The 16,546-nt window shown below is 58.1% G+C and carries 14 protein-coding genes and 2 pseudogenes; 8 read left to right on the plus strand and 8 right to left on the minus strand.

Annotation, left to right across the window (positions count from 1 at the left end):
• Nucleotides 1-34: 34 nt before the first annotated feature.
• The 6 genes and pseudogenes from AB4N82_RS19940 to AB4N82_RS19965 all read right to left on the minus strand — a co-directional run bounded on the left by AB4N82_RS19940 (nt 35) and on the right by AB4N82_RS19965 (nt 5,587).
• Nucleotides 35-1,236 (minus strand): annotated as a pseudogene (locus tag AB4N82_RS19940) (CaiB/BaiF CoA transferase family protein).
• Between the two features lie 74 nt (nt 1,237-1,310).
• Complete coding sequence (locus AB4N82_RS19945; RefSeq protein WP_095185589.1) at nt 1,311-2,474, minus strand: acyl-CoA dehydrogenase family protein; 1,164 nt, start codon at nt 2,472-2,474, stop codon at nt 1,311-1,313.
• A gap of 66 nt (nt 2,475-2,540) precedes the next feature.
• Nucleotides 2,541-3,137 (minus strand): thiamine pyrophosphate-dependent enzyme, encoded by a 597-nt coding sequence (locus tag AB4N82_RS19950; RefSeq protein WP_032886955.1) that lies wholly within the window; start codon nt 3,135-3,137, stop codon nt 2,541-2,543.
• Nucleotides 3,125-3,664 (minus strand): thiamine pyrophosphate-binding protein, encoded by a 540-nt coding sequence (locus AB4N82_RS19955; RefSeq protein ID WP_003442221.1) that lies wholly within the window; start codon nt 3,662-3,664, stop codon nt 3,125-3,127. Before AB4N82_RS19955 ends, AB4N82_RS19950 begins: the two co-directional genes overlap by 13 nt.
• A 153-nt stretch (nt 3,665-3,817) precedes the next feature.
• A pseudogene (locus AB4N82_RS19960) lies at nt 3,818-4,019 on the minus strand (aminotransferase class I/II-fold pyridoxal phosphate-dependent enzyme); the annotation flags it as partial.
• 191 nt (nt 4,020-4,210) lie between these two features.
• Nucleotides 4,211-5,587, minus strand: a complete 1,377-nt coding sequence (locus AB4N82_RS19965) for an MFS family transporter (RefSeq protein ID WP_095185591.1) — start codon at nt 5,585-5,587, stop codon at nt 4,211-4,213.
• Between the two features lie 506 nt (nt 5,588-6,093).
• Here AB4N82_RS19965 and AB4N82_RS19970 point away from each other — a divergent pair.
• The gene (locus tag AB4N82_RS19970; RefSeq protein WP_095185592.1) at nt 6,094-7,017 is read left to right on the plus strand and encodes a LysR family transcriptional regulator; all 924 of its coding nucleotides are present in this window, start codon (nt 6,094-6,096) and stop codon (nt 7,015-7,017) included.
• Nucleotides 7,018-7,742: 725 nt separating this feature from the next.
• On the opposite strand, the gene AB4N82_RS19975 is transcribed toward AB4N82_RS19970, so the two are convergent.
• Together AB4N82_RS19975 and bamA are read right to left on the minus strand one after the other, a co-directional pair.
• Nucleotides 7,743-8,069 (minus strand): DUF2388 domain-containing protein, encoded by a 327-nt coding sequence (locus AB4N82_RS19975; protein ID WP_099602685.1) that lies wholly within the window; start codon nt 8,067-8,069, stop codon nt 7,743-7,745.
• A gap of 139 nt (nt 8,070-8,208) precedes the next feature.
• The gene (bamA, locus tag AB4N82_RS19980) at nt 8,209-10,575 is read right to left on the minus strand and encodes an outer membrane protein assembly factor BamA (RefSeq protein WP_460102712.1); all 2,367 of its coding nucleotides are present in this window, start codon (nt 10,573-10,575) and stop codon (nt 8,209-8,211) included.
• Nucleotides 10,576-10,741: 166 nt separating this feature from the next.
• Here bamA and AB4N82_RS19985 point away from each other — a divergent pair, with 166 nt between their 5' ends.
• From AB4N82_RS19985 to AB4N82_RS20015, 7 genes are all read left to right on the plus strand, one after another.
• Nucleotides 10,742-11,425: a response regulator transcription factor gene (locus AB4N82_RS19985; protein ID WP_095185595.1), complete on the plus strand. Its 684-nt coding sequence runs from the start codon at nt 10,742-10,744 to the stop codon at nt 11,423-11,425.
• A complete protein-coding gene (locus AB4N82_RS19990; protein ID WP_122764680.1) occupies nt 11,422-12,702 on the plus strand; it encodes a HAMP domain-containing sensor histidine kinase in 1,281 nt (426 codons plus the stop codon). The genes AB4N82_RS19985 and AB4N82_RS19990 overlap by 4 nt, the downstream gene beginning before the upstream one ends.
• A 57-nt stretch (nt 12,703-12,759) precedes the next feature.
• Nucleotides 12,760-13,200, plus strand: a complete 441-nt coding sequence (locus tag AB4N82_RS19995; RefSeq protein WP_122764681.1) for a hypothetical protein — start codon at nt 12,760-12,762, stop codon at nt 13,198-13,200.
• Nucleotides 13,201-13,426: 226 nt separating this feature from the next.
• A complete protein-coding gene (locus tag AB4N82_RS20000) occupies nt 13,427-14,095 on the plus strand; it encodes a GntR family transcriptional regulator (RefSeq protein WP_032886938.1) in 669 nt (222 codons plus the stop codon).
• 64 nt (nt 14,096-14,159) lie between these two features.
• Nucleotides 14,160-14,966 carry an ABC transporter substrate-binding protein gene (locus AB4N82_RS20005; RefSeq protein ID WP_032886935.1) on the plus strand — a complete coding sequence of 269 codons (807 nt, stop codon included), beginning with the start codon at nt 14,160-14,162 and terminating at the stop codon, nt 14,964-14,966.
• Nucleotides 14,967-14,978: 12 nt separating this feature from the next.
• On the plus strand, nt 14,979-15,755 hold the full coding sequence (locus AB4N82_RS20010) for an amino acid ABC transporter permease (protein ID WP_032886933.1): 777 nt from the start codon (nt 14,979-14,981) through the stop codon (nt 15,753-15,755).
• 2 nt (nt 15,756-15,757) lie between these two features.
• Nucleotides 15,758-16,537, plus strand: a complete 780-nt coding sequence (locus AB4N82_RS20015; protein WP_095185598.1) for an amino acid ABC transporter ATP-binding protein — start codon at nt 15,758-15,760, stop codon at nt 16,535-16,537.
• Nucleotides 16,538-16,546 lie beyond the last annotated feature (9 nt).

Consider the following 16,546-nt stretch of genomic DNA (forward strand, 5'->3'; position numbering starts at 1 on the left):
CGTTGCAGGCGGGTTTTTTGTTTTCAGATGAAGGCTAAATCGCCCCGGCTGCGCGCATTAGTTCAATACGGTCTGTATCCAGCCCCAGTTCCCTGAGCACCTGTTCGGTGTGCTGACCGAGACCCGGTACGGCATCCATACGTGGCTCGAACGCGCTGTTGCTGCCGGGAGGTATCAAGCTCGGGACGCTACCGGCGGAGGTTTCGACTTCCCGCCAGCGATCACGCGCCTGAAGTTGCGGATGGTCCCAAACACCTTGCATGTCATTGACCCGAGCATTAGCAATTTGCGCATGCTCCAACCGATCAAACACGGCATCGAAATTGAGTGTGGAGAACGATTCAACGATGAGTGCCCGCAGCGCTTGGCGGTTTTCGACGCGCTTGAAGTTGGCAGAGAAGCGTTCGTCTTTCGCCAGTTCAGGAGTAAGCAGTACCTTGTCGCAAAACAGCCGCCACTCTCGTTCGTTCTGCAACCCCAGCATGACTGTGGTGCCGTCACCGATAGGGAAGGGGCCATAGGGGTAAATCGTGGCGTGCGCGGCGCCGGCGCGAGGGGGAGGGGAGAGCCGTCGTAGGCGTAGTACATCGGGTAGTTCATCCACTCGACCAGGCTTTCCAGCATGGACACATCAAGGTGGCTACCTTCGCCAGTGCGTCCACGCAACAGCAAGGCAGACAGAATTCCGGTGTAGGCGTACATGCCGGCCGCGATGTCAGCAATCGAGCAACCTGCCTTGGCCATTTCTTCCTCACCTGGTCCGCCGGTGACCGACAGGAAACCGCCTTCGCTTTGGATCAACAGGTCATAGGCTTTTTTCTTTTCATACGGGCCGCCTGCGCCGTAGCCTGAAATGTCACAAACGATCAGGCGCGGAAACCGCTGATGCAAAGCCTCAAATGAAAGTCCCATTCGTGCTGCGGCACCCGGCGCCAGGTTCTGCACCAGGACATCGGCAGTGGCCAGCAAGCTGTCCAGCACCTCGGTGGCCGAATCTTGTTTCAGATCGAGGGTCAGGCTTTCTTTCGAACGATTGGTCCAGACAAAGTGCGAGGCGAGACCGTTGACGCGTTGGTCGTACCCTCTGGCGAAGTCACCCGTGCCTGGGCGTTCGACCTTGATCACGCGCGCGCCAAGATCGGCCAATTGTCGGGTGCAGAAGGGAGCTGCAATGGCATGTTCAAGGCTGACGACGGTAATGCCATCGAGCGGACGGACGCCTTTGGATTGGCTCATGATTATTATCTCTTTTGTCATGGCTCCCCAGTCGCGCCTGTTCGAGCCGACGCGCTGGGTTTTACGCTGATCCTTTAAAAGGAGCGCGGCAGTTCAAGCAGGTGTTCGGCAACGTACGACAGGATCAGGTTGGTGGAGATGGGCGCCACCTGATACAGACGGGTTTCACGGAATTTGCGCTCGACGTCGTACTCGCAGGCAAAGCCAAAACCGCCGTGAGTCTGCAAGCACGCATTGGCGGCTTCCCAAGAGGCTTTCGCCGCCAGGTACTTGGCCATATTGGCACTGGCCCCGGCGTTGATACCGCTGTCGTATTCCTCGCAAGCACGCCAGCGCATCAGGTCAGCCGCTTCGATTTCAATGTGTGCTTCAGCGATGGGGAACTGAACGCCCTGGTTCTGCCCGATAGGGCGTCCGAACACGACGCGATCACGCGCATAGGCGCTGGCTTTTTCGATAAACCAGCGGCCGTCACCAATGCATTCGGCTGCGATCAGTGTGCGCTCGGCGTTCAGTCCGTCCAGGATGTAGCGGAAACCTTTGCCTTCCTCGCCGATGAGGCTATCGGCAGGAATTTCCAGGTTGTCGAAGAACAGTTCGTTGGTTTCGTGATTGACCATGTTGGCGATCGGCTGCACGGTCATGCCGTTGCCGATGGCCTCCCGTAGATCGACGAGGAAGATCGACATGCCCTCGGATTTTTTCTTCACGTCGGCCAACGGCGTGGTACGCGCCAGCAAGATCATCAGGTCGGAGTGCTGGACCCGCGAGATCCACACCTTCTGTCCGTTGATCACGTACTTGTCACCGCGTTTGATCGCTGTGGTCTTGATCTTGGTGGTGTCGGTGCCAGTGGTGGGTTCAGTGACGCCCATCGATTGCAGGCGCAATTCGCCGCTGGCCAGTTTCGGCAGGTAGTAGCTTTTCTGCGCCTCGCTGCCGTGTCGTAGCAGGGTGAACATGTTGTACATCTGGCCGTGCACGGTGCCGGAATTACCGCCGCAGCGGTTCACTTCTTCCAGGATTACCGAGGCCTCAGCCAACCCGAGGCCGGAGCCACCATATTCGACAGGGATCATCGCTGCCAGCCAACCTGCGTCGGTCAGTGCCTTGACGAAGGTTTCCGGAAAGCCTTTTTCTTCGTCGATTTTGCGCCAGTAAGCCGCATCGAATTCAGCGCACAGAGCGCGTACGCCCTCGCGGATGGCATTGAGTTCTTCAGAGTTGTGATCAGTCATTATTATTCTCCTCCACGCGTCACGCACAGCACCTGCCCTGCGTGACCGGGACCGGGCAAAAGGCAATCAGATCGGGTTGAAACCCAGGGCGGCACGAAAGCGATTCTTGATGTAGTGACCATCACGTGGTGGCAGCACCCGTGGCGGGTTTTCCGCCTTGATTTTGATCGTCGCAAGCTTGACGCCATCGCGAGTTGCAAAGCGCTCGCGCAAGTTATGTACGCCTTCCATGTCACGGATTTCATCGGTCCAGCTGAAGCCGCAAGTCTTTGCGACCTGATTCAGGGAAATACCAAAACCGGCGTGGCTGACTTGCATGCCGGTTTCACCAAAGTGACCGTTATCCAGCACCGCGATGGTCAGGTTGGCAGGCTTCTGCAGTGCCACCGTGGCCAGTGCGCCGAACCCCATGAGCAACTCGCCGTCACCGGTGACCACCACCACCGATTTGTTTGGCTGCGCATTCGCCAGGCCCAGGCCCACAGTGATTGCGCTGCCCATGGCGGCCCAGAGGTAATAATTCAGATCGTTGTCACCGGCTGCCATCACGTCATAGGACGCAGAGCCCAGCCCCGTCACGACCAGCACGTCTTTGCGGTCGGCCAGTAAGGCCTTGACCACTTCGCGGCGGCACAGAGTGTGGTTTGCGCTTACTTGACCCATTTCTTTTCTCCAATCAGGCGCTGGCCGAGCAGCAGGGCAGTGGACGAATCACCGTTGAAGGCCATGGTCGCGGCACCGTGCAGCAGCGGGGCGACGTCTTCCGGGACGTCCGCGCGCCAGGTCATCACTTTCATCAGGTTCAGGGAGGCTTCTGTGGCCTGGCCCATCGGGTTCTGCCACGCGTTGAATTCGGCCCAGTCGCCGCGCATGGTGACCACCATCAACAGCGGGAAGCCGGCACAGACTTGAAGTGCCAGAGTGTTGATGCAGTTACCGACTCCGCTGGACTGCATCAGGAGGGCACCGCGTTCGCCGCCAAGCCATGCGCCGGCGAGATAGCCGATGCCTTCTTCCTCGGTGGTGAGGACAACAGCCTTGATGTCCGGGTCTGCATACGACATACGGATCGCCGCCGAGTGGCCTGCATCCGGTACGAAGACCACGTGTTTGACGTCGTGGGCCTTGAGCACGCGGAACACGTCCTCTTGCCAATCCTGTCCCACGGTGTGTTCAGCTTCTGTTGACATGCCAATCTCCCAAGCAGTGCTGCTTTTGTGTTTTCACCCATTCTGGGAGGGATGGAGGAGAAGGACGACTACCGTTTTTGTCTTTGAGATATGCCCATTTTGTATAGCAGGGGGGGAATGCGTGGCCTCTTGGGCAACGGCGATAGCCACGCATTATGGGAAGGGAAATGATTGACGCAGAGAGGTGCAGAACGTACGGAATCGCTTCGCGACCCCTACGCAATGAAGCGTCATCCATAGCGTAGACAATGCGAATGTAAGGGCCAAGGCCAAAAGCGCTTCCATGCACCACTGCCACATCCGCGTCGTCGAGCAGCGCATGCGCGACATCTTTGTCGGTGTGCAGTACTCGGCCGGTATCAAGAGGCCCGTCTTTGACTCAAGTCAGTTCAAGGATCTTGATCTGGATTGCAGGCATGGCCAAACCGGGGAAGGTAACCAAGGTTCATCAAGCGCATTCATCACAAGTAGCATAGGTATTCGCTATCCAATGATTTTAAAAGGGCCCATGGGCCCTTTCAAAAAACCACGGTAATCGTCAGTGCCTCAGATCCTTGCAGCCTGCGATTTGATGCAGCCCCTAAGTCCGGTGCGTTCTTCGATCTCACCCGAGCCGCTGATGTAACCATAGCGGGACAGGTTGGGCATTAGCATCGCTGCGATGAACGTGATGGTTACTACGGCCGCGACGTAGAAGAAGAAATACTCCTCAATACCCTGCGACCGAAGCGACAAGGCGACGTATTCGGCGGTGCCACCGAACGCCGCGTTGCCGACGGCATAAGGAAAGCCCACACCCAATGCACGTACCGCTGGCGGGAACAGTTCAGCTTTGACGATACCGGCAATCGGGGTGTAGAGCGACGCGATTGCCAGGCCGCCAAATACCAGCAGGAACGCTGTAAATGGACTGCTGACTGATTGCAGTGAATAGAGCAGGGGGATCACCAGTAGCATGGCCAACCCGGAAAACAACAACATATGGACCTTGATTCCGATTCGGTCAGCGAGCAGACCAAAGAGTGGCTGACAAAACATGAAACCGACCAGGGCGGCCGTCATGATGAAACTCACCGTTTCCGGACTAAACCCCGCAGAGATCACCAGAAATTTCTGCATGTAGGTGGTGAAGGTGTAGAAGTAAAGTGAACCGCCAATGGTAAACGCGACCACCAGTGCCACTGCGCGTTTGTGTTTGAACATGCCACGTAGCGAGCCGGCATCTTTGCGGTTCATTTCTTTTTTTGTGGCGGTTTCATGCATCGCGCGACGCAAATACACGACTACGATAGAACTAAAGGCGCCGATGAAAAAAGGAATTCTCCAGCCCCATTCCCGCAATTCCTCGCCGGTAAGGGTTTGTTGAAGTATGACCACGGTCATCAGGGCGAGGAGTTGGCCTGCGATGATGGTGAAGTACTGGAATGATCCATAGAAACAACGGCGTCCAGGTGTCGCGATTTCACTGATGTAGGTGGCGCCGGTGCCGTACTCCGCGCCCACTGACAGCCCCTGAATCAGCCTGGCAACGACAAGCAAAACTGGCGCCGCCACACCGATGGTTTCATAGGTCGGCGTGACGGCAATCAACAAGGAACCGGCGCACATCATGAACACCGAGATAATCATCGATACCTTGCGGCCGCGGGTATCAGCAATCCAGCCAAAAATCCAACCGCCGAGCGGCCGCATGAAAAAGCCGACGGCGAAGACGCCGGCGGTTGCGAGCAACTGACTGGTGGTGTCGCCTTTGGGGAAAAACGAGCTCGCAAAATAGATGGCGGTATAGGCGTAAATGAAAAAGTCGTACCACTCCACCAGATTGCCCGAGCAGGCACCCATGATCGCTCTGACACGATTCGGACTTTTCATCTGATCGGACTTTTCAGTGTGGCGTGTTGAGTCGCTGGTTGATGCAGACATTCTGTTCACCCTTGTTTCAAGGCGAGACGATACGAGGCCCACGCTGATGCGTGTCCGACGTTGCTAGCTCGATGGGTTGATGTGCTTAACGCAAGTGCTGTGACCCTTCGACGACCAAGGCACATGAAGCGGGGGGGTGTATATGAGAGGTCAGCTGTTCGCTGACTGTATAAGGCGGGTCGGTCAGGTAACGAGAAAGGTAGTAAATCATGGCGGCAAGCCCTCGAATCTTATTCTTGTAGTCAGTCGATCGCTCTTGGCGTCGACGTTGATTGCACGCTACCGCAGAGTGACGAGGGTAATAAGCCGTCAGCCAGGTCTAACTGATATACCGAAATTCTATAGCTTGTCTTGCAGCCCCTACGGGCTGGGGGATACAGCCGGCTAGAAAGCCATTAGGCCCCATGCGACGTGGGCCCTGTGGCATTCCAGGAAACGCTAATGCGTTTACACTCAGACTACTTTCGACGCATTTCGCGCCGAGCCCGACTTTGACTGGCCTGGTAATGGATGTCGTTCAACTCAAAACCTTGATTCACGTGGCCGAGCTAGGCAGTCTCAGCAAGGCCTCAGACCGGCTTCACATCGCACAACCGGCACTCAGCCGACAAATTCGAATGCTGGAAAAAGAACTCGGCACCTACCTGTTTGATCGACATGGACGAGGCATGGAGATTACCGATGCTGGTCGCGAGGTGCTGGCGCATGCCACTCGAATCATGGAGGAAATGGAATCCATTCGAAGTTCGGTGGTGGGCGGAAAGACCTCTTTTCGGGGAACGGTCGTCATCGGTACGACGCCGACGGTAGCGGAAATCGTCACCGTTCCTTTAGTGCGCAAAATCAAAGACGCGCATCCGAATCTTGCCGTCAGATTTTCCTCGGCCTTCAGCGGTTATCTGCTGGATTGGGTTCAGCGTGGCGAATTGGAACTGGCGATTTCTTACGATCCCCAACCCCTGCATACGCTGCGTATCGTGCCGGTAATGATGGAAAACTTGCTGCTGGTCGGACCTGCCAGTGCCAAGCTGCGCCTGGATGTGCCGGTGTCATTCGAGTCTTTGGCCGAGCAGCAGTTGGTGTTGCCAAGCGCCCGCCACAGTCTTCGCGTGATTCTGGATAATTGTGCGCGAGAAGTCGGCATCAAGCTCAAAACCAGCGTTGAAGCTGACTCCTTCGGCGCGATGATTGACCTGGTTCGTAATGGCTTCGGTTTGACAGCTTTGCCACTGGCATCGATTTATACGCAGATTGAATCGGGAGTGCTCAGTGCTGCACCTTTGGTCGACCCTATTCCCATGCGTAAATTGGTCCAGGTATTTCCCGCGGACAGGCGAGTCAGCCCGGCTGCAAAATTTGTTGGGGATGCGTTCATCGAGATTGCTGCCGATCTAGTAGGTCGCGAAATCTGGGCAGGGCACATGCTTTGAACAACATCAATCCTCGACCATGAACCTATGAAGGAAACCCCTGTTGTGTGAGTTCACGCCGCTTTTGGCCCTTTTTCGCGCTGCCTTTGGCACCAATCCTGTCTGATATTTCTCTTCCTTTCTCAGCTTTTTCGCATGTCAGATAGCCTTGCCAAAAGCCCTGTTTCCGGGCGATTAGGGCGTTTTTCCTCACCGGCTCCGCGGCGCTAAACCCTGGAAGCTCAGTTCCGATTCTTCGTTCTTAAAGGTCACCATCCAACATCCGCGAAACCGGCTGTACGTCACGCGGGCCGTGCCTTTGAAGACAAACGGAAGCAGCGAAAGCCGGACTTCCGATTGTGCGCTAGGGAAACGGAACAGAGCGGGGGGAGGGCGCATCTATTCGAATTGATTGCTGACGGGCTTTGGGCCTCCTGAAGACCCTTTGATCACAAGGCCCAGGGGCCGATTTGGAATCAAACAATCGCGTTCGAGAGCCTGCCTCATACCTCCAAATTCGACGTTTTTGGGCCCAAACCGCAGTGCCAAACAGACCGCAAATTCACCCGACTTCTTGCTGTTTTGGTGACAAACCATTTTGCAGGTAGTTGGCACCGATTGAGTGCCGCTGAACCCTCGAAAGATCCGTCGGCCGCGGCTTCTAGCGGTCAGCTCGGAATCTCTTGCAAGGTCCTGGTCGGTGCCAAATCCGCTGCTAACTCACAGCGTTATACCGAGAGCTTCCCTCAGTACGTTGTGGCGATAACCTGTGCTAATTGCATATCAGGCATGAAAGGTGGGCTGTAGGTCGAGTGATAGTACCTGGACGCCTGCTCAAACTGGGCGCCGCGGATCTCGCCCTCTGAACCGATAAACGCCAGTGCATCGGCCTTGGCGGCGCCGAAATATTTGCTGGGATGACTTGTCACATCACTGGCGAAGGAGCTGAAGAAGGTGGGCCCCGATGTCGTCCAGAACATGGCGCGGTCGCCGGGTTTCTTGATCTCTCCTGCCATCGATTGAGTGGAAAATAACGCCAGCCCTGCGATGATTGCTGCCTTCCATGATTCCATTCGTCGTCGCGCCCCTTTTGTTTAATCAGCCCAGGGTAGCAGCGCAGGCGCGGTGATTTTGCTGGGCTGGAAAAATTTCCCATATCCGGCGCATCCATCTCGGCGAAGGAGAAGCTCAATCAGGCCTAACGCGCACGTATCAAAACGTTTGCCCCATGGAGAACTGGAACACCTGCTTATCTGCATTATCCGGCGTTCGAATCGGATACGCCAAGTTCACACTCAGCGGCCCCAAAGGGCTGTACCACGTCACGCCCACGCCTACCGAGCTGGCCATCTGGCTCAAATCCACGCTGCCACAGCCCTGGGTGGTGCTGAGGTAGCACTTGTCCGAATACACCGTGCCTACATCCCAGAACACTGAGGTCCGTACGGATTTGTTGTCTTTGATAAACGGCACCGGGAACAGGTATTCCGCCCCGCCGGTTATCAGGATATTGCCGCCCAAAGCCTCGGTGTCGCGGTCGGTGTAGTACGCCTGGCCGGCGCTGGAGTAGGCGCCGGTGGCCGGGGTGTTGCGTGGGCCGAGGGTGCCACTTTCAAAACCACGCACACTACCTTCGCCGCCTGCCGTGTAGGTTTCGTAGAAGGGCAGGCTATCGGTCGAGCCATAGCCGCCGCCGTAGCCAAGCTTGGTATGGAAGCGCAGCGACGTGCTGTTGGTGATAGGCAGGAAGGTCTGCCCCGAGTAGTCGATCTTGTAGAAGCTCAGGTCGCTGCCGGGCACTGTCACCATCACGTTGAGGTTCTGTGAGTGTCCGCGGGTGGCCAGTACACCCTTATTCAGCGTCGACTCCGACCAGCCCAGGTTGGCCTTGAAGTTGGTGAACTCCTTGCCTTCGCGGTCGACGAAGTCGTAGATCTCGTCTGCGCTGTAGGTGCCCGGTTCAATGCTGTCGTGTTGCGCCGTGAGGCCAAAACTCAGGCGAGAGGTTTCGTTGATCGGGTAGCCCAGGGTTGTACCAAGGCCAAAGCTATTGATTGCGTAATAGGAAACGCCATCATCGTAGTAGTCGTTGTAGTCAGTCTTGCTGTAGAACGCGTTGTAGCCCAGGCTCACGCCGTCGGGAGTGAAATAGGGGTCGGTAAAACCGATGTTGTATTTGCTCTGGTACGACGAGCGGGTCAGCCCCAGGCTGGCGTAATTACCGGTGCCCAGGAAGTTGCTCTGGCTGATCGAGCCGCCGAGGATCAGGCCCGAACTTTGGGCAAAGCCGACACTGGCGGTAATCGATCCAGACGCCTGTTCTTCCACGGCGTAGTTCACGTCCAGTTGGTCATCCACACCGGCCACCGCCGGCGTTTCCACGTTCACTTCCTTGAAGAAGCCCAGACGGTCAAGGCGCACTTTGGATTGGTCGATTAAGTAGGTTGACGCCCAGCCACCTTCCATCTGGCGCATCTCACGGCGCAGCACCTTATCGTCTGTCTTGGTGTTGCCACGGAAGTTGATCCGATTGACGTAAGCCCGCTTGCCGGGGTCGACGCTGAAGGTAACGTCAACCGTATGATCTTCCTCATGCACCTGCGGAACGCCGTTGACGTTGGCGAACGTATAGCCCTCGTTTCCCAGGCGACGGGTGATCAGCTCCGAAGTGGTGGTCATCAACTTGCGCGAAAACACCTGGCCCTTTTTTACCAGCAGCAGCGAATTGACCTGATCCTCAGGCACCTTCAGCTCACCACTCAGCTTCACCGAACGGACCCTGTATTTCTGGCCTTCCTGGGTGTTCACGGTGATATACACGTGTTTTTTGTCCGGGGTCATGGAGACTTGGGTCGAGGCGATATCCATGTTGATATACCCACGGTCCAGGTAGTAGGAGCGCAGCCGTTCGAGGTCGCCGGAGAGTTTTTCCCGAGCGTATTTATCGTCGTTCTTGAAAAATGACAGCCAGTTGCTGGTCTTGAGCGTGAACTGGTCGATCAGTGCTTCATCCGGGAATGCTGTATTGCCCACCACATTGATGTGCTGGATCGACGCCACTTCGCCTTCATCAATCTTGATCTTCACACCCACGCGATTGCGCGGTTGGGGCACGATCTCAGTGTCGACCGAGGCCGAGTAGCGGCCCTGGGCAACATATTGGCGCTGCAATTCGTTGCGCACGCCTTCCAGCGTGGCTCGCTGGAAAATCTCGCCCTCAGCCAGGCCGGACTGCTTCATGCCTTTCATCAGGTCTTCGGTGGAGATTGCCTTGTTACCCTCGAACTCGATACTGGCAACCGAAGGCCGCTCAACTACATTAATAATCAGCACGTCGCCTTCGCGGCTAAGTTGAATGTCCTGGAAGAACCCGGTCTTGAACAGCGCGCGGGTCGAGTCCACCAGGCGCCGGTCATCCGCTTCATCGCCTACGTTCAGCGGCAATGCCCCGAACACACTGCCAGCAGAGACCCTTTGCAGGCCGTTGATTCGGATATCCGAGATTTTGAAACCCTGGGCGAGCACCAGTGAGGCATTGAGCAGCAGCGCAACCGAGCAGAGCAGGCGCGAAAAATTCATCAAGATCTTTTCCAGAATACAGCGCCGGCGCAGCCGGACGGGTGAACAGGCAGCTTAAGAGCGTGCGGCGTTTGGTGCGGTTAACCGAATGTCAAGTTAGGTAAAGGTTGGCCTGCAAAAACGTGCCAGGGCCAATAATGCGCGACCACCCACTGACGAGCTCGCGATGATCTCCGTACTGTTAGTCGACGATGACCAGGAACTCACTGGAATGCTGAGCCAATACCTGGCGCGCGAAGGATTTGCTGCGACCGCCGTGCACACGGGCGAGGAGGGTGAAGCAGAGGCGTTGTCGGGGCGCTACAGCATTGTGGTGCTGGACGTCATGCTGCCCCAGCGCTCGGGGATCGAGGTGCTCCGGCGCATTCGCGCCGTCAGCCAGGTGCCGGTGGTCTTGCTCACCGCCCGTGGCGACAACATCGACCGCATCACCGGCCTGGAACTAGGTGCCGATGATTATGTACCCAAGCCCAGCTCCCCCGGTGAGCTGGTCGCTCGCCTGCGCGCCATCATGCGCAGGGTGCAGCCAGCCGGCCAGCCGACTTCGGAGATGATCAAGACCGGCTCACTGGTGTTGTGGCCGGGCAAGCGCCAGGCAATATGGAAAGGGGTTGAGCTGGGCGTGACCAGCACCGAGTTCAGCCTGCTCGAAGAGCTCGCCCGCAGTGCCGGGCAGGTGGTGAGTAAAAAGGACCTGTCGTTGAACGCCTTGGGTTGCCCGTTGACCCGCTACGACCGGCGTATCGACGTGCACATCAGCAGCATTCGGCAAAAACTCGGGCCACGCGCGGATGCCAAGGCGTGGATTCAAAGCGTGCGCGGCCTCGGCTACCTGTTGATTGCCGAATGACCAAGCCCAGCCTGCTGTTCTGGAAGCTGTTCCTGGCCTTCTGGTTGGCCACCAGCCTGACGTTCCTGGCGGGGGTCGGCGTGATTGAATTGGGCAGTTTTCGCGCGGGTGATCCGCACGTGGAAGCCATTCTTACCAGCGAAGAAAGACTGCTGGAGCAATTTGGTGTCGAAGCGGCCACCCAACTGCTTAACGTGTGGGAGCATCCCTCGGACGAGGCCATTGGGGTGTATGACAGCGCGGGCCACCTGGTGGCCGGTTCAACGGTGCTGAACCCGGTCTATGAGCGATCAATCATCAGTAAGGAAGGGCTGTCGCTGTCGGTCAAGTCCACCCATGCCCCCGACGATCACGGCAGGCCCTGGCGCCAGATCCCGCTGATTATCGGTACGCTGATGAGTGCGTTGTTCAGCGGTTATATGGCGTATTACCTGGCCTGGCCCCTGGCTCATCTTAAGCGGGCCATGAGCGACGCGGCCCAAGGGCGTTTTGAAACCCGGGTCAAGCCCGCCATGGGCAAGCGCCGAGATGAAATCGTCGACCTGGCCGAAGACTGCGACCGCATGGCCAACCAACTGAAAGTGCTGGTGGAGGCCCAGCAGCACTTATTGCACGATATCTCCCATGAGCTGCGTTCACCCCTCACGCGCATACAGGCCGCCATCGGGTTGTTGCGCCAGGATGTGGCGCGCGTGGAAATGCTCGAACGCATCGAGCGCGAATCCGAGCGCATGGACACGCTGATCGAGGCGCTGCTCACCCTGGCTCGTCTGCAGGGGCGCCCCGAAAGCATTGAGCGTGACGCCGTGGACATCGTCGAGTTGCTGGGGATGATTGTCGAGAATGCGCAATTCGAAGCCGGCATCAAAGGCTGCCGCGTGCACCTTGGGGCATGCCCGCCATTTATTGCCTGTGTCAGCGGCGAATTACTGTACCGCTGCTTCGAAAACGTGATCCGCAACGCTGTGCGCTACACACGGCCTGGCACCACGGTGCAGGTGTCGGCCCGGATCAGCAGCGATGGGAACCGCCTCTGCGTGCACATCACCGACCAGGGGCCGGGTGTCGAAAACCGCCGGCTGCGTAGCATTTTTAACCCGTTCGAGCGCGGTGCAGGGGACGCCAGCGTGGGCTTTGGCCTGGGCTTGGCCATTGCGGCCAGGGCAGTGCAAATGCATGGCGGCAACATTGTGGCGCGCAACGAGCCGGCCGGGGGACTGACGGTGGAGGTCAACCTGCACAGCGCGCGATCTTTACACGACATTACATTGGCTTGACCGCCCTGTACGTCGCGCCTCTTTAGACTGGTCACCATTGATTGAGTGGAGGTGGCGATGTTTCAGGTGCATAAAAAAGGCTTTGTGCCCGGCAGGAAAATGGTCGATGGCCTGGTCCCTTATGACTTCTTTTGTGAAGACAGTCCGGCGATCAATCTGTTTGTGTTTACCGGCGCGGCCACGCCGGATGCGACCGTGCAGGAGCAGACTTTATGGGGTTTCACCCGGCTCGAACGTTTTGAAGCAATGACCGGCGCCCTGTTGAGCAACAAGCAGCACGCCGGATGGTTTCAAAGTGTCAGCGTCCTCACCGGACCCAGCCAGAACGGAACGCAGAGCGTGAAATTCCAGCGCGTGCTGAAGATCATCAAGCACGCCAGCGCCACCCGAAAAGTCGACTACGAGATCCTGACTGACGAAGGCGACACCTACTTCACCCGTCAGACCGTTGCGCAAGACACCGCACAAACCATCATCTATTCGGCCGAATCCGTCTGATTCTGCACGTGCATGTGGCTGTTACCGGCGACCGCACTGCCCCGGCACGGGGCATTTTCTGAGCCATTTGGTAGCACATTCCTACACCGTCTTTGCGCGTGCCGTCAGGCACTTGCGACCTATTTCATCCAAATCAATCACTTGGCTTACCCCTGAACGATTGGCACGCATTCTGCATTTATGTATCCGTGGATAATTGGATACAAAAATTCAAAAGGTGTAGCCGATGCAGTTCGCCCCCGCTTACGTTGACCGCCAGCCTCTCACCGCCGAGGAGGAGGCCTACAAGTTCCTCCTCGACGCCATCTGCGGTGGCCGCTACCACAAAGGCGACCGGCTGATTGCTGAGGATATCGCCAGCGAGATCGGCATGAGCCGCATGCCGGTGCGCGAGGCGTTCCGTCGCCTGGACGCCCAGGGCCTGGTGACCTTGCGTCCCAACCGTGGCGCCATCGTCAGCGGCCTGGATATCGATGAACTGCACGAAGTGTTCGAGATGCGCAGCGCCCTCGAAGGTCTGGCGGTGCGCGTCGCGGTGGGCCGTATCGGTGAGCGGCAACTCGCCGCGCTGGAGCGCCTGCTCGACGAGATGGACGACTACCGCGATGAAAGCGCCGTGTGGGTCAGCCGTCATCGTGCCTTCCACGAATACCTGTGCAGCCTCAGCGGTCGCCCGCGCCTGATGAAGCAAATCTCGGCGCTGTACTCGCTGGTGGAGGCGCCCATGCGCTTGTGGTTGCAACACGGCGAAAAACCCCTCAGCGCACGTCAGGAACACGCGGTGATCCTTGAGGCGATCCGCGCCGGTGATGGGGCACGCGCTGAAGCGGTGGTGCGCGAACACATCGAAGGCACCGTGCCCGCCCTGATCCAATTCCTGCAATCCGAACAATAAGAAAGCTGTCGTGTGTTGACGTTGAGTCCTGCCCCCGTTACTTAACGAACTGGAGTGTCTGGTCATGCATAAACGCCGTGCCTTGCTGATGGCTGTCTCCCTCGGCCTCTGTACCCAATGGGCTTTTGCTGCGCCCCAGGTGCCGGAGCGCCTGCAGAAAGTCGACAAACTCACCTACTGCTCGGGGATGGATTCACCGCCCCTGGTGTCCTTCGACGAAACCCAGCAACCGCGCGGGCTCACTGTCGATCTGGGGCTGGAAATAGCCAAACGCCTGGGCGATAAGCACGTGCAATGGCGGGTGATTCCGTTCTCCGGGCTGGTGCCGGCGTTGCTCGCCCAGCAGTGCGACATGATCGTTGACCAACTGTTCGACAAACCCGAGCGGCGCCAGGTGATCGACATCGTCAACTATATGTATTCCAGCCAGTCGGTGGTGGTGCCCAAGGGCAACCCCAAGGGCATCAAGACCCTGGATGACTTGTCCGGGCACAAGGTCGCGGTGCTCAACGGTTCGACCATCAAGACCCTGCTCGATACCCAGAATGAAAGCCTGACCAAGGCCGGCAAGCCGCCGATGAAACTGGTGGTCTACAACACCGACACCGATGCCTTTCAGGCCCTGCGCATCAGCCAGGTCGACGCATACGGCACCACCGTGGAAACCGCCGGCTACTACGCCGCAATGGCCCCGGATCTGTTCCAGGAAGGTGTGCCCGCGTTCAGCCGCATCCTCACCGGCCTGGGCATGCGCAAGGACGACCCGCAGCTCACCGCCGCCGTACAGCAGGTGATCAGCGACATGCGCAGCGACGGCAGCTACGTGCAATTGCTTAACAAATGGCATGTCAGCAGCGACACACTCGACTGAGGCGCACCGACGATGAATTTCAATTGGGATGTGTTCTGGCAGTACTTGCTCCAGCCCAGTGGGGTGTACCTCACCGGGCTGTGGCTGACCTGCCTGATCAGCATATTGGCGATGCTGCTGGGCTGTGCATTGGGTTTGGCGGCGGCGCTGTTGCGCCTGTCGAAGAACCCACTGCTGCACCTGCCGGTGCGCTTTTACGTGTGGTTGATGCGCGGCACACCGTTGCTGGTGCAGATCGTGTTTTTGTACACCGCACTGGCGGCCGGCGGGATTTTCCGCTTCGAAGACATCGAGCTGTTCGGCCTGATCGTTCCCGGCAATATCCAGGCGGCCATTATTGCCCTGGGCCTCAACGAAGGTGCGTACATGGCCGAGATCATCCGCGCCGGTATCGGCGCGGTGGACAAAGGCCAATACGAAGCGGGGCGTTCCCTGGGTATGGGCTTTGCCAAACTGATGCGGCGCATCGTGCTGCCCCAGGCGTTCCGCGTGATCGTGCCGCCGTTGGGCAATGAGTTCAACGTCATGCTCAAGAACACCACCCTAGTCAGCGTGATCGGCGTGCAGGAACTCTTGCTTAGCACGCAGATGATCACCTCGGCGACCTTCCGCGTGTTCGAGCTGTACCTGGTGGTCGCCCTGTATTTCCTGACGCTGACCACTCTGTGGGGCTTCTTCCAGCGCTGGCTCGAAAATCGCTTCGGCCAGTCCGATCGACCTTCCTCGCCACCGCCGGCCGCCAGCCGTATGTTCGGTCGCAGCACCCTGAAATTGCTGAGGGGACGTTAACCATGGCGCACCAAAGTGAAGAGCTGATCATTGAGGCTTTGGATGTTCAGAAGTCGTTCGGCGAGTTGCAGATTCTCAAGGGCATCTCTCTGCAAGTGCGGCGGGGCGAAGTGGTGGTGCTGATCGGAGCCTCCGGCTCTGGCAAGACCACCTTTATCCGCTGCATCAACCTGCTCGAAGACATCCAGGGCGGACGCATTCGTGTCAACGGCCGCGCCATGGGCTATCGCGAACGCAGCGACGGCAGCCTGGTACGCGATTCGGAGCGCAACATCGCCCGTCAGCGCCGGGACATCGGCATGGTGTTCCAACGCTTCAACCTGTTCCCCCATATGACTGCGCTGGAAAATATCATCGAGGCGCCGATCCAGGTGCTCGGCACCCCGCGTGCCCAGGCGCTGGAACAGGCGCGCGGCTTGCTGGCGCGGGTCGGCCTGGCCGACAAAGCCAACCATTACCCGTCAATGCTCTCCGGCGGCCAGCAGCAAAGGGTAGCGATTGCCCGCGCGCTGGCGATGAAGCCCCAGGCCATGTTGTTCGACGAACCCACCAGTGCCCTCGACCCGGAAACCGTCGGCGAAGTCTTGCAGGTGATGAAGGAACTGGCGGAGGAGGGCATGACCATGGTGGTGGTCACCCATGAAATGGGGTTTGCCCGTGAAGTGGCCGACCGCGTGGTGGTGCTCGATCAGGGCGAGCTCATCGAGCAGGGGCCGCCGGAACAGATCTTCAGCCACCCCAGCCATCCGCGTACCCGGGCCTTTCTCAGTCGCGTGTTATGACCCTTTTTG

The sequence above is a fragment of the Pseudomonas sp. H1_D04 genome (genome assembly GCF_054683855.1).

Bases quoted from the DNA above. Each gene is read 5' to 3' on its own strand.
- AB4N82_RS19985 (WP_095185595.1), top strand. From the start codon at position 10,742: ATGATCTCCGTACTGTTAGTCGACGATGACCAGGAACTCACTGGAATG.
- AB4N82_RS20005 (WP_032886935.1), top strand. From the start codon at position 14,160: ATGCATAAACGCCGTGCCTTGCTGATGGCTGTCTCCCTCGGCCTCTGT.
- AB4N82_RS19955 (WP_003442221.1), bottom strand. From the start codon at position 3,664: ATGTCAACAGAAGCTGAACACACCGTGGGACAGGATTGGCAAGAGGAC.
- AB4N82_RS19995 (WP_122764681.1), top strand. From the start codon at position 12,760: ATGTTTCAGGTGCATAAAAAAGGCTTTGTGCCCGGCAGGAAAATGGTC.
- AB4N82_RS19950 (WP_032886955.1), bottom strand. From the start codon at position 3,137: ATGGGTCAAGTAAGCGCAAACCACACTCTGTGCCGCCGCGAAGTGGTC.
- AB4N82_RS20015 (WP_095185598.1), top strand. From the start codon at position 15,758: ATGGCGCACCAAAGTGAAGAGCTGATCATTGAGGCTTTGGATGTTCAG.
- AB4N82_RS20010 (WP_032886933.1), top strand. From the start codon at position 14,979: ATGAATTTCAATTGGGATGTGTTCTGGCAGTACTTGCTCCAGCCCAGT.
- bamA (WP_460102712.1), bottom strand. From the start codon at position 10,575: ATGAATTTTTCGCGCCTGCTCTGCTCGGTTGCGCTGCTGCTCAATGCC.
- AB4N82_RS19965 (WP_095185591.1), bottom strand. From the start codon at position 5,587: ATGTCTGCATCAACCAGCGACTCAACACGCCACACTGAAAAGTCCGAT.
- AB4N82_RS19970 (WP_095185592.1), top strand. From the start codon at position 6,094: ATGGATGTCGTTCAACTCAAAACCTTGATTCACGTGGCCGAGCTAGGC.
- AB4N82_RS19945 (WP_095185589.1), bottom strand. From the start codon at position 2,474: ATGACTGATCACAACTCTGAAGAACTCAATGCCATCCGCGAGGGCGTA.
- AB4N82_RS19990 (WP_122764680.1), top strand. From the start codon at position 11,422: ATGACCAAGCCCAGCCTGCTGTTCTGGAAGCTGTTCCTGGCCTTCTGG.
- AB4N82_RS20000 (WP_032886938.1), top strand. From the start codon at position 13,427: ATGCAGTTCGCCCCCGCTTACGTTGACCGCCAGCCTCTCACCGCCGAG.
- AB4N82_RS19975 (WP_099602685.1), bottom strand. From the start codon at position 8,069: ATGGAATCATGGAAGGCAGCAATCATCGCAGGGCTGGCGTTATTTTCC.